Source organism: Pseudomonas sp. S2_H10 (assembly GCF_054668285.1).
This window is the reverse complement of record NZ_CP162754.1, coordinates 4,776,955-4,788,771: the sequence shown is the minus strand read 5'-3', so window position 1 is coordinate 4,788,771 and position 11,817 is coordinate 4,776,955. Positions and strand designations below refer to the sequence as shown.

At 60.4% G+C, this 11,817-nt stretch carries 10 protein-coding genes and 1 pseudogene; 2 read left to right on the top strand and 9 right to left on the bottom strand.

Going from position 1 to position 11,817, the window contains the following annotated elements; genetic code table 11:
• Nucleotides 1–15: 15 nt before the first annotated feature.
• Together AB4O16_RS21465 and AB4O16_RS21460 are read right to left on the bottom strand one after the other, a co-directional pair.
• Nucleotides 16–2,019, bottom strand: a complete 2,004-nt coding sequence (locus AB4O16_RS21465) for a DUF1302 domain-containing protein (RefSeq protein ID WP_460155752.1) — start codon at nucleotides 2,017–2,019, stop codon at nucleotides 16–18.
• Nucleotides 2,020–2,142: 123 nt separating this feature from the next.
• Nucleotides 2,143–2,709, bottom strand: a complete 567-nt coding sequence (locus AB4O16_RS21460; RefSeq protein WP_460155751.1) for an RBBP9/YdeN family alpha/beta hydrolase — start codon at nucleotides 2,707–2,709, stop codon at nucleotides 2,143–2,145.
• A gap of 356 nt (nucleotides 2,710–3,065) precedes the next feature.
• Between AB4O16_RS21460 and AB4O16_RS21455 the strand changes: the two genes are divergently transcribed.
• Nucleotides 3,066–4,070 (top strand): AraC family transcriptional regulator, encoded by a 1,005-nt coding sequence (locus tag AB4O16_RS21455; protein ID WP_460155750.1) that lies wholly within the window; start codon nucleotides 3,066–3,068, stop codon nucleotides 4,068–4,070.
• Between the two features lie 57 nt (nucleotides 4,071–4,127).
• Here AB4O16_RS21455 and AB4O16_RS21450 read toward each other — a convergent pair whose 3' ends face one another.
• Nucleotides 4,128–6,869: an RHS repeat-associated core domain-containing protein gene (locus AB4O16_RS21450; RefSeq protein WP_460155749.1), complete on the bottom strand. Its 2,742-nt coding sequence runs from the start codon at nucleotides 6,867–6,869 to the stop codon at nucleotides 4,128–4,130.
• A 52-nt stretch (nucleotides 6,870–6,921) separates the two neighbouring features.
• On the opposite strand from AB4O16_RS21450, the pseudogene AB4O16_RS21445 reads away from it, so the two are divergent.
• A pseudogene (locus AB4O16_RS21445) lies at nucleotides 6,922–7,026 on the top strand (AraC family transcriptional regulator); the annotation flags it as partial.
• 129 nt (nucleotides 7,027–7,155) lie between these two features.
• Here the strand turns inward: AB4O16_RS21445 and AB4O16_RS21440 are convergent.
• From AB4O16_RS21440 to AB4O16_RS21415, 6 genes are all read right to left on the bottom strand, one after another.
• Nucleotides 7,156–7,581, bottom strand: a complete 426-nt coding sequence (locus AB4O16_RS21440; RefSeq protein ID WP_160387149.1) for a PaaI family thioesterase — start codon at nucleotides 7,579–7,581, stop codon at nucleotides 7,156–7,158.
• 24 nt (nucleotides 7,582–7,605) lie between these two features.
• The gene (locus AB4O16_RS21435; protein ID WP_160387148.1) at nucleotides 7,606–8,043 is read right to left on the bottom strand and encodes a hypothetical protein; all 438 of its coding nucleotides are present in this window, start codon (nucleotides 8,041–8,043) and stop codon (nucleotides 7,606–7,608) included.
• 414 nt (nucleotides 8,044–8,457) lie between these two features.
• Nucleotides 8,458–9,468, bottom strand: a complete 1,011-nt coding sequence (locus tag AB4O16_RS21430; RefSeq protein WP_110662420.1) for a YeiH family protein — start codon at nucleotides 9,466–9,468, stop codon at nucleotides 8,458–8,460.
• The gene (locus AB4O16_RS21425) at nucleotides 9,465–9,791 is read right to left on the bottom strand and encodes a Rieske (2Fe-2S) protein (RefSeq protein ID WP_160387147.1); all 327 of its coding nucleotides are present in this window, start codon (nucleotides 9,789–9,791) and stop codon (nucleotides 9,465–9,467) included. The genes AB4O16_RS21430 and AB4O16_RS21425 overlap by 4 nt, the downstream gene beginning before the upstream one ends.
• Nucleotides 9,788–10,450, bottom strand: a complete 663-nt coding sequence (locus AB4O16_RS21420) for a DsbA family oxidoreductase (RefSeq protein WP_460155748.1) — start codon at nucleotides 10,448–10,450, stop codon at nucleotides 9,788–9,790. The genes AB4O16_RS21425 and AB4O16_RS21420 overlap by 4 nt, the downstream gene beginning before the upstream one ends.
• Entirely contained in the window at nucleotides 10,447–11,778 is a 1,332-nt protein-coding gene (locus AB4O16_RS21415) for an MFS transporter (RefSeq protein ID WP_160387145.1), read from the bottom strand. Before AB4O16_RS21415 ends, AB4O16_RS21420 begins: the two co-directional genes overlap by 4 nt.
• Between the last annotated feature and the right edge of the window lie 39 nt (nucleotides 11,779–11,817).

Here is an 11,817-nt window from a genome sequence, read left to right as displayed (position 1 = left end):
CAAATCAGTGGTGAATCAGAATGTTGTTTTCATCGTCAGGTACACGGCGCCACGGTCCTCGGTCGTGGCTCCGCCTCCGGAGAAGGACGAGTAGCCACCGGCGTAGCAGGCGTAGTTTTCGTTGCCGCTGAAGGCGTTCGGGGTGGAGCCGTCACCGGCCTTGGAACCGGTACTCACACCGCTGTTGTTGCACTTGTCGGTCTGGCCGAAGGAGTCCACGTATTTCAGGTCGACAAAGTATTTGTTGTACACAACGGCACCGACGCCCACGGCATAGTTGCCGGTGTCCTTGGCACCACCACCGGAGACCGGCGACACACCGTCGAGACCGACGTTGACCGACATCGGCGCGTTGAGGTCGACACCCGGGAACACCTGGTACCAGGTCGGTGTGAAGTTGACCGCCAGACCCCAGTTGTCACGGGTCGGCGCGTCGATGCCGCGATAGCTGCTCTTGCCTTTGTAGAGCGCCTCGTTTTCGCTATCGAGCTTGAGCAGGTTGCTGTAGTACAGCTCGGCCAGCACGGTTGCCTGATCGAACACCGGCGTTTTCGGCAGGGTCATCAGACCGTTGAGCGTCCAGTGCAGGGTGTCGCCGGTGGCGCTCATGCTGTCGCCGCGGCTCGGGGTGTCATAGACCACACCGGTGGCGTCGGTCCGTGCAGGCAGCAGACCAAGCCCTTGCCCCAGGCCCAGCGGGCTGCGGGTACTGACGATCGCCGGGATACTGGCCAGCGGCATGTTGTGACGAACGTTCAGGTCGGAACCGACGCTGATCCCGCCGACATCCTTGGACAGGCTCAAGCCAACGATCTTGATGTTGTCGGCGTAGGCCAGTTGATAGGTGGCGGTGTCCAGCGAATTGAGGGTGTTGACCACCGCTGGCACTTGCCCTGCCGGCCGGGTGCCGTTGGGGTTGGCCGAGGTAATGCCCCTGGCGTCCAGGTAAGCTTGCGGCAGGATTTCCGAAGTTTCGCGGTAGTAAACGCCGAGGGTGCCATCCAGCCAGGCCGGCGACCATTTGGCCATGACGCCCCAGTCGCCGCTGTCATGTGGCGTCAGGTCCTTGCCACGACGCACATTGGTCAAGGCGTTGCACGGCGCCAGGCCACAACCCAGCGGGCTGCCCGGTACCACGCCGTTGGTGTTGCCCAACAGGAACGATTGCGCGCCGAAGCCGACCAGGTCGGAACCACCGTAATAGGTGCCCGCTTCCGGCAGGCGCGCGGCATCCCAGTTCAGGAAATACTGGGCACCCACGGTCAGCTCGGGATTGACGGTGAACGACATCGACAGCTGGTTACGCGGAACGAACAGTTCCTTGGCTTCGGTACCCGGCGACGCGGCAAGCTTGGCCAGGTCGAGGCCGGACTGGCCGTAGCTGACCGAGTGCACCGGGTTGAGAATGGTCTCGCCCCAGAACACGTTGTGCTGACCGGCCTTGGCGCTGAACATCGACTCCTCGCCCACTTCGGTGCTGTAGAACACGAAGGCATCGAGGATCTCCCCCGAAGGACCGCTGTAGTAGCGCTGGGCATAGTTGCTCAGGTGCGAGCTGCCGTTGCCGACGTTGTCACGGGTGACCCCTGCCAGGCGCGGGTCGTTGGCGATCAGGCCCGAACGCGCATCGTTGCCGTTGACGAACGGGTTGGAGTTGGAACCGGTGTTGTCATAGGCCTTGTCGTACCAGCTGGCGGCGCTGACGCGAAAGCCCATGGCGTTCTTGTAGACCACATCCATTTCGGTCAACAGGTCGACACGGTTGGTGATGTTGGTGCCGGCCTTGCGGAAGTTGTAGTCGCCGTCGTTGTTGTTCGGCGTTGCCAACATGCGTTTGTCGGCGCTTTCGGTGCGCACGCCGTAGTTGTACTTGACGGTGTTATCCAGGCGCGCAGTCCAGTCCGGGTTGCCCAGGTCGATCTCGACCCCATGGGCCATCGGCGCGATCACGGCCAGAATGGCCGAGGCCAGCAAGGTGTAGCGTGCTGCGGTGAAGCCGTGATTCTTGTTGTTGTGCATTGCGTTGTCTCCGCCCTTTTTGTATTTGTTTTAGCGCAGCCGCCCTCACGCAAGCATCGTTGTGCCTGCGTTTAAGGAATGAGGGCAAATGCCGGTGGCGTACTGCCAGTCCAGCTCCTTGTACTAGCGGTCCAGCTCCAGAATGAGTGCTTCGGCTTGCGGCCAGTGGCCAAATCCCGAGGCCGGATTGAGGTGACCGACATCGCCCAGGTCGAGCAATTCGGCGCCCCAGCCTTCTGCCATGCGGGCGACCGCAGGCAGCGTGGCAAGGTGATCGTTGGTGCTTGCGGCCACGATGCTGCGAAATGGCAGCGGGCCTTGTGGCAGAGGATTCCAGCCCTGGCTACGCAGGGTTTCGGAAGAAGGATAATTGGCTGGCCAGACCGCATCGAGATCCGGTGGCGCGGCCAGTAAAGCGCCCTTGATCGGACGGCTGTAGTGAGCCGCCCAGTGCGCGACCATCAACACACCGGCGCTGTGGGCCACCAGGATCACGGGGCCGTCGATCTGTTCGAGTTCGTGTTGAATCGCCCGCACACGGGCCATGCAATCGAGCTTGTCGGTCGTAAGCGGCGGGACGCTACGCACATTGCCCAGCCTGGCTTGCAGCAACGTTTGCCAATGTTCGGCCACGTGCTCGCGCAGACCCGGGACGATCAGAACGGTGGCGGCAGTTTGCAGTTTGTCCACGGTCAACACCTTCGCTTTCTCGATAACTCGACTGGCTGTTTTCGCCAGGGGCTTTTTGTAGGGTCGACATTAAAGAGCGCCCGCCCGAAGCGCTTTACATTGGACGTCAGGCACTTTTCTTTTGATGACAAATTGTCGGACACTTGGACAGTGCGACCACTGGTCGAAAAATCCCGCAGGTTGGCGCAGGGTCACTGTAATCAACGGATGAGCGCTGATGGCTCCATGCAGCGTAGAGGATGGGTGAGCGCACGGCATGAAAACCATCAACGACATGACAACTGTTCAACTGTTGATACGCTGGATATAGTCGCCACGCTCACGCCATTCGCCATCGGCACAGGGAAGACCTTCGCATGACCAAGCTTGTTCGCGCCGCCGTCTTGACCAACTACCTGGAGGTCACCCAGTACCTGGGCTTCAACCCGCGCGACGTGCTGGCCGCTGTCGGCCTGAGCAGGGCCCAACTGCAAGCCCCTGAACACCGCATCCATATCGATGCCGCCGTCCGCTTGCTCGAAGACTCGGCCGTCGCCAGCGGCTGCCAGACCTTCGGCCTGAGCATGGCCGAGTCGCGCCAGCTCTCGGACTTCGGCGTGGTCAGCCTGCTGCTCAGCCACCAGCGCACCCTGCGCGATGCCTTGCAGGTGGTGGTGCATTACCGGCACTTGATGAACGATTCACTGGCGATCTTCATCGAAGAGGCCGGCAAGATGGTGATCATCCGCGAAGAGGTGGTCACCGAAACGCCCATGCCCAGCCGCCAGGCCACGGAGCTGGCCATCGGCGTGATGTTCCGGCTGTGCTCGGCCCTGCTCGGCTCGCACTGGCACCCCTACAGCGTCAACTTCATGCACCAGGCGCCGGACAACCTGCACCTGCACCGGCGCCTGTTCGGCTGCACCCTGGAGTTCGGCAGCGAGTTCAACGGCATCGTCTGCTCCGACGCCAGCCTCGACATCACCAATCCCAACGCCGACCCGGCGATGGCGCGCTACGCCCAGAGCTACCTCGACTCGCTGCAGGGCCACCAGGGCACCTCGATGCTGTTCGAAGTGCGCAAGGCCATCTACCTGCTGCTGCCCATGGGCCGCGCCACCATCGAACAGATCGCCCAAAGCCAGGGCATGAACGTACGCACCCTGCAGCGTCGTCTCAAGGACGATGGGTGTGCATTCAATGACGTGATCAATGATGTGCGTCGCGATCTGGTGCTGCGTTATCTGGACAACCCGAACTATCCGCTGAGCCGGATTGCCGACATGCTGGGTTATTCGATGGCGAGTTCGTTTACGCGGTGGTTTATCAGTCAGTTTGGTATGCCGCCGGCGACTTGGCGGGCGCAGAAGGTGGGGGGGTGAAGGTTCAGGTGGAGGGTGCGGGGCAGGTTGTTCCGAAAGAAAGCTGATTCGGTTGGACTATTGGTAGTTCCAAAACGCCTTCAGTCCGGTGCCGGGCTGCCAGCCTGGGTGTTTCTGTTTTATATGTTTTCTCATATAGGTTGGGGCACCGACACTAGAGAGACAGTCTACAACTGGACATATTTGTTTTGGTACGTGGCTCCAGCTGTGTCTATCCCTGGCTACTGTATCGCCAAATTTTTTGGCGCACTCAGGATATATACAGTCGTAGGGCTTTTCGCCGGTATGGATTCGCTTGTGGATCGTAAGATCTGACGAAAACGAAAACGCTTTGCCGCATCCAGAATGATCACATTGATGGGGCTTTTCGCCGGTATGGGCTCGCTTGTGGGTCGTTAGATTTGACTTATGCGAAAACGCTTTTCCGCATCCCGGATAGTCACAGTTGTAAGGCTTTTCGCCGGTATGGATTCGCTTGTGGAGCGTAAGATCTGACGCTTTCACAAACGCTTTGACGCATCCCGGATGGTCACAGTGATGGGGTTTTTCACCAGTATGGGTTCGAAGATGATTCGTTAAACTGCGGTTTTTCGTAAATGCTTTACTGCAGGTCGGGCAGATACGTGGCTCCAGGGAACAGCCAAAACTCAACTCAGCCAGCGTCACCGGCGCCGCAAGTAATTTCCCGATGCTCAATTGTGAAATCTGTGAAGTCTGTGAAGTCTGTGAAGTCTGTGAATCCAAGTCGACTTCGTTGATGACGAATGACGGCAACTGGCTTGTTCCACTCATGTCTAACGTTTCAAGCAAGCTCTCAGGTAACGATGCCAGTGAGTCGTCTTTAAACAATGACGATACCGGACTCCCCACCCGCCCATCCCGGTCCACCCTTGCTACCGGCGAATTCCCCAAAAACCCATACAGATTCAACCCATCCACCGCCCCCGCCGGGTCAGGGTTGATCCAGCGACTCAACCACGGCGCAAAGTAGCGATAGCCGTAGTAATACAACCCGGTGGCATCACGCTCCTTGCCCGAGTAACGAAGGGTTTTCCAGTCGCCACTCTGGTCGCTGTGGTCTTCCCAGGCCGTGCCGCCAAACGGGTAGTACGCTTCGCGGCTCTGCACGTTGGCGTGTTCATCCAGTTCTAGGGTGCCGGAGCCCAGATGGTCGGTCAGGTGATAACGCATGGCATGCGCGGGTGCGTCCGTTCCTCGCAACCACTGCACGCGATTGCGGCCGGCCTCGAGGTTCAGCACCTGGTGCGAGGGGGCGCCGTTGCGTTGGTGGATTTCCAGTCCCGGTAGGTAGCGCACTTCGGTGGTTACGGTTCGAGCGTCGGTCAGGGCCGTGTGGACTTTGCGCAGGCGTTTACCTCCGCCGCCGTAGAGGTAGCGTTCGACATCGTCGCCTTCATTTTCACGTTGCACTGGCGACACGCTGGACAGTTGGTTGCGCACATCCCAGCTCATCGCCTGACCACGCTGCAAAAACCGCAGGTTGCCGTTGCGGTCGAAGCCGCTGGCGAAATCCGCCGGTTGATCATCCTCCAGCAAGCTGCGATTGCTGTTCGAATCGACGGCCCAACGCCGAGTAAAGGGCTGTGCGCCGAGGTGGCGCAGCTCGGTCATGTTGCCGGCCGCGTCATAGTCGTATCCCTCGCGGTAGTTGACCACGGCGTTGGCGTCGTTCGACGCCCGGTAACCGCTGGCGGGATAGGACGCGGCTTTGTCGGCTTCCCAGCCGGTAGCGCTGATCAACTGACCGAGGGTGTCATAGCCGAAGGTGCGTAGCGCCTCGATGCGCTGGTTCTTGAAGAAGCGCACCGGCAGCGCACGGTCTTCGATGCCGACGATATTGCCGGCCGCATCGACTGCATAACGCAGGTCTTGCACGGGTGGATCACCGGGTAATCCCGCGGCCAGGCGCAACAGGCGTCCATCGTCGGGCGCGTATTCGGCTTCGCTGACAACGCCGTTGCCGGCAGTTTCCCGTTCGACATGAGTGCTCGGGGTGTAACGAATGCCGTGCACCAGGCAGCGACCGGGTGATGCCTCTCCCGCCGGTTGCAACCAACCTTGCGTGAGCTGACCGGCCACGTCGTGGTTGAAGCGCCGACGGTGGCCGTGGGCGTCGACCAGGCTCAGCAAATCGCCGGTGGGGTTGTAGGCCCAGCGACTCTCCAGTCCGGTGCCAGGCTCCAGCAACGCATCGCGCGCCGATGCCTCCAGCGGCCAGTCGGGCGTGTCCAACTCAGTGAGAAAGTGACTGGTTTCACTCTGCGCCAGCCCCCGCAAATCGTACTCGGGCATATGTCGGGTACCGGCCGGATCGTCGTGACGAATCAGCCGACCGCACCGGTTGCCGACTTCAAAATCGGCGGCGCCATACTCGAAACGCTCGACCACCCGCACCGCCGCACCAAGCGCCTGCTCTCTCACTGCCGTCGGGCGCAACGACGTGTCGTATTCAGAATCCTGTCGCGAGCCTCGACTGTCCCACTGGCTCAGGCTTTCACCGGTCTGCCCCGACAGCAACACCCGCCAGCCGGCATCCACGCTGTCCGTCGCCAGTACCTGCCCCGACAAGTTATATCCATGACACAACGCCGGAATCGCCAACCGCGCATCCCACTGCTCAACCTCACGCCCCGCCGCATCAAATACCTGCCGCGTCACCCGCGCCTCTGCTGTTTGCCCGACGGTCGAGCGCCAGTAGCCGACACCACGCACAGCCAGCCCGCGCGGGTCGATGACCGCGAGGGTGGGCGTGGCGTGATGCACAGCGGGATTGTTCATGGGCTCTGGATAGCATTCGCTGTCGGACAGCGTCTACTGTCAGAAATTACAGGTGAAGCCCCTGCAAAGTCGATTCAAGGACGACCGCTGTACGTTCAACGACGTGATCAACGATGTGCGTCGCGATCTGGTGCTGCGTTATCCCGATAACCCATCACCCATCACCCATCACCCATCACCCATCACCCTGTAGGAGCGAGCTTGCTCGCGAAAAACTCAAGGCATCCACCACTTCACCTGAATGCCTGAAGTCTAAAAATCCAGAAGCTACCTTTCAAACGCCGTGCTAACGGAGATTGTGGATCTGGTAAATGGCGGTCGCTCTTGCTAGCACCTCGTGGGCTTCATTGGTAAGTTGGCCGGTGGTAAAGCAGATTTTGCTCGTTGCGTGTTCAACCTGCCCCCAACCGAGAATGCGCCCTGGTGATGCAGGGCGAAAGAACTGGGTCTTCGCTTCAATCGTCACAGCGACCTGAGTGGCGGATAAGTTGGCATAAACTGATGGCCCCATGCAGTCATCCAGCATGGCGGAGAGTATGCCACCCTGAATATTGCCCATTGGGTTGGTCAATTCAGCGCTGGCGTCGAACTCGATGTAGGCTTTGCTGTTTTGTTCATCGTATGTGATGAACTTCCAACCTAACAGTGCGGCGGCATTCGGTCGGGGAAGTTCGCCGTTAGCGACTTTCCAGAACAGGCTTTCGGGATTCATGCTCTTTACCTCCATTGGGAACAATCAGGTGAACTGAGCCGATAGAAGTGCAAATGTAAAACCCAGTAGCGTCAGAATCACAACAAGGGCGCCGCTGCGTATCGGCGTAGGGGCCAGGGTTTTTTGACGTACGTAACAAGCAACAACTATGGGAGGAGTTACAGCGACGAAGCAATACAGCTGAAACACTATAAGCTGCTCAAGTCCACCGTTTTGCCAGAACAGGAGGTATAACAGCAAGAAGCCAGCAGTGGCCACGGCCAGCCATGCCCAACCCGTCACTTTGATCAGCGCCAGAAGTAACACTTGCATGCGGGGTTCAACTTCGCTCCAAGGGCGGGCGACGGCGATACTGTGATAAGGCATAAAGTCGGATCGTGACAGATATGCAATTGAAAAAAAGATGATGATCAGAAACGCCGACGCATAGCTGACGAGTGCAAGCCAAAAGAACAGGTTCATTTGCAGAGACTCCCATCTCTCGGGCAAGCACTACAAATCGCCCTGACCAAGCTTAGTGTCAGCAACAAATTGGCGTGTATGCCGAACGTTGGAAAACTGTCTGGTATACGGTGGGGTTTAAGCTATTTTTTATCGCGACAACTGTCTACTGTCAGAAGTAACAGGGTGGTTATATGTCCATTGGTTTGTTGTGCTGAGTCTGAGGAAAAGAGAGGCGATTTATTGTTTGGCAAGACGTGGCGAACAGCGATGAACGCCCGTCGGCACCCGGCATATGCTCAAGTTGGCCGCCATAAAAAAACGGCGACTGCTGGGGGCAGTCGCCGCGAAAGACCGGTGTTTTTAGCACCGATCTGGAGCCCCACGGCATGAGGAGTCAACGCCGCGTGGCCCTGCCATAAAACGTCAGCGCGCTCAGAGCCCCCAGCGCAGCAACAGCAATACCAGCACAACGAGAAACACCGTCTCCCCAACCATCAGCAAGATCGGCTTGATCCCGACAGCCGCCAGCTCGCGCAAGCGGGTCTTCATGCCCAGGGCACTGATGGAAATCACCAGGCACCAGCGCGACAACTCATTGACCCCGCCTTGCACCGCCGGAGCGATCCAGCCGGTGCTGTTGATGCACGCCAGGATCAGGAAGCCGACGGCGAACCACGGCAACAGCGGCGGGCGCTTGCCGGTCGGGTCGGCGCCTTGCATGCGGGTGATCATTGCGGCGGTGACGATCACCGGCAGCAGCATCGCGACGCGCATCAGCTTGACCACCGTGGCCGTGTCGCCGGTCTCGGTCGACATGCCGTAACCGGCGCCGACCACCTGGGCCACGTCGTGGATCGTGGCACCGAGGAACACGCCAGCGACCTGCGGCGATAACTCCAGCCAGTTGGCGATCATCGGGTAGACGATCATCGCCAGGGTGGACAGCGCCGACACGCCGATCACCGTGAACAAGGTGGCGCGTTCTTTCTGCGGATGGTTCGGCAGCGCCGCTGCCAACGCCAGGGCCGCCGAGGCGCCGCAGATGGCCGTCGCGCCGCCGGTGAGCAGGCCGAACAAACGCTGGAAACCCAGGGCCTTGGCGGCGATCACCGACACGCTGATGGTCACCACCACCAGGATTACGACCAGCGCTATCGGCTTCCAGCCCAGCGCCGCCATTTGCTCCAGGGTGATGCGCATGCCCAGCAGCGCCACGCCAATGCGCAGCACCGTACGGGCGGTGAATTCGACGCCGGCCTTGCACGGGCCGTCGTCGGCGAGAAAATTCAGGGCCATGCCCAGCAGCAAGGCAAACAGCATGACCGGCGCACCGTAATGCTCGGACAGGAACGAAGCGGCGGCCGCCACGATCAGGCTGACGATAAACCCCGGTGCCAGTTCGCGCGTGCGGCTGTGGATGCGGGTGAGAGCAATGGCGCTCATGGCGCGGACTCCTCGGTTGCGATGACGATAAACGCCTGGCCGTCGATGATCTCGACCGGGTAGTTGGTGACTTTGACCTGCCTTGAATTGAGCAGGTAGCCGCTGTGCAAATCGAAGCGCAAGCCATGGGCGAGGCATTGAATCACCCGGCCTTCAAGACGCCCTCCGCATAGCGAAGAGCCCTGATGCGGACAGCTGTCGTCGATGGCGAACAACTGCCCGTCGACGTTGAACAGCGCCAGGCTTTTGTCTTCGAATTCGAACAGCGCCCGGCCACCGGCCGGCGGGTATTTGCCGGCCGGTACGGGAATGCGCCGGGTCATGCTGGCTGCCGCTCGCGCTCACTTTCCTTGAGGGCTTCGTTCATGGCCGCGAGCAGCGCCTGGGCCGGTTGCGCACCGATCACGGTCAAACGGCCGTCGAACTGAAAGCTCGGCACGCCGCTGGTCGCGCCTGGGGGGCCTGCAAATGGCGTGGCGTCGCCCATCAGGCAATCGACCAGTTCGTCCGTGGCGATGCCGCAGGAGCGGGCAATGGCCAGCAAGGTCTCACGGCAACCGAGGTTTTCGCGCCTGAGGAAATAAGCGGCGAACAGTCGCTCGAGCAGCATTTCACGCTGACTGGCATTGCCCAGTGTGCTGGCACGCGCGAACAAACGATGGGCGTCCGCGGTGTTGGGCATCGTCTCGATGCGACTGAGGTCAATGGCCAGGCCCACCGCACTGGCAGCCTGCTGCACCTGTTTCTGGCGCATGGTCATGGCATCGGCATTGCCCAGGCGCTTGCGGTAGAAATCGGCGAAGGGCTCACCCTCTACCGGTATCTGCGGCAACAACTGCACGCCATGCCACACCGTGGTGATCTGCACGTCCGGATGGCGGCTGCGAAACTGTACCTGCGCATGCTCCAGTTGGCGTTTGCCGATCAGGCACCACGGGCAGATAAAATCGAAAAACACATCAATACGTAAACGACGACTCACAACTTCACCTCTATCCCGGCTTCACCGATAGGGTCAGGCACGCTCTGACCCTGAAGGCGGGCAATATCTTTGTGGTAATGACACTTGGCATAAAAGAACACCGCTGCCGCCGCGAGGCTGACCAGTGGCACCAGTTGAAACGCGGCATGCAGACCGATCAGGTCCGACACCCGGCCGGTGATGAACGGCCCCGGCGCCAGCCCGAGCATGTTGTTGGCCAGGGTCAGCGTGGCGAACGCCGTGCCGTGCACCGAGTAATGGGTCAGGTTGGCGACCATCGCGCCGGCGGGGCCGGTGGTACCGGTGGCAATCAGCATGCCCAGGCAGATCAGCAGCAGTTGCACCGGTCCTGCCTGCAAGGCAAACGCCGCCGACAGCAACAGGCAACTGCCCAGGCAAAAGCCGATAGCCAGGCTGACCTTGCGCTCCGGCGAGTTGCGACACAGGCGGTCGCTGAGCATGCCGCACAGGATCATGCCCGCACCGCTGCACAACACGATGATCGCCGCCATGCCGCCGGCCTTGTCGGTGGGCATGTCGTAGTAGCGGTTGAGGTAGCTGGGAATCCACACCATCACCGTCCCGCCGACGAACAACTGCAAGCCGCTGCCGATGTAAGTCGCTACCACCGAACGGCTCGACCACAAGGTGCTCAGCGGGCGCTTGACCGCCGCGGCCGTCTTGTTCGCGATCTGCGCGGCACGTTGTGGCGCAATGCGCGCTTCCTTGACGATGATCGGGTAGAGCACCGCCAGAAACAGGCCAAACAACGACATGCCGGCGAACGACCAGCGCCAGCCAAGCTTCGCCGCGATGGCGCCGCCCAGGGCCATGCCCAGCACCGAGCCGAACATCCCGCCGGCCATGAAGGCGCTGGCCAGGGTGGCGCGCATGTGTTTGGGGAACACCGAAATCACCACCGCGATGCCGACGCTACCGTAGGCGGCTTCGCCGACGCCGACCATGAATCGCGCAATGAACATCTGCTGGTAATCCTGCGCCAGCGCGCAGCCCAGGGTGGCCACGCTCCAGAGCATCGCCATCAACGCCAGGCTCTTGACCCGGCCGAAGCGGTCGGCCATCAATGACAGCGGGAAAGTCAGCAGGCCGACCATCAGGGCGACGATGCCGCTCAACAACCCGAGCTGTCCGTCGCTCAACGCCCACTCCGTCTTGAGCAGGGGGAATACCGCGTTCAGCACCTGACGCGACATGTAATCGGAAATCAACAGGCCGAACGTCAGTGCAAAGACGATCCAGGCATATTGGCGCGCAACGCCGACGCAACCTGCGTCGTCATCGTCAGCGGCGATTGGGTGAAAGGCCATGCAGCCTCCTCAAGAGCTTTGTCTTATTTTTGTTATCAA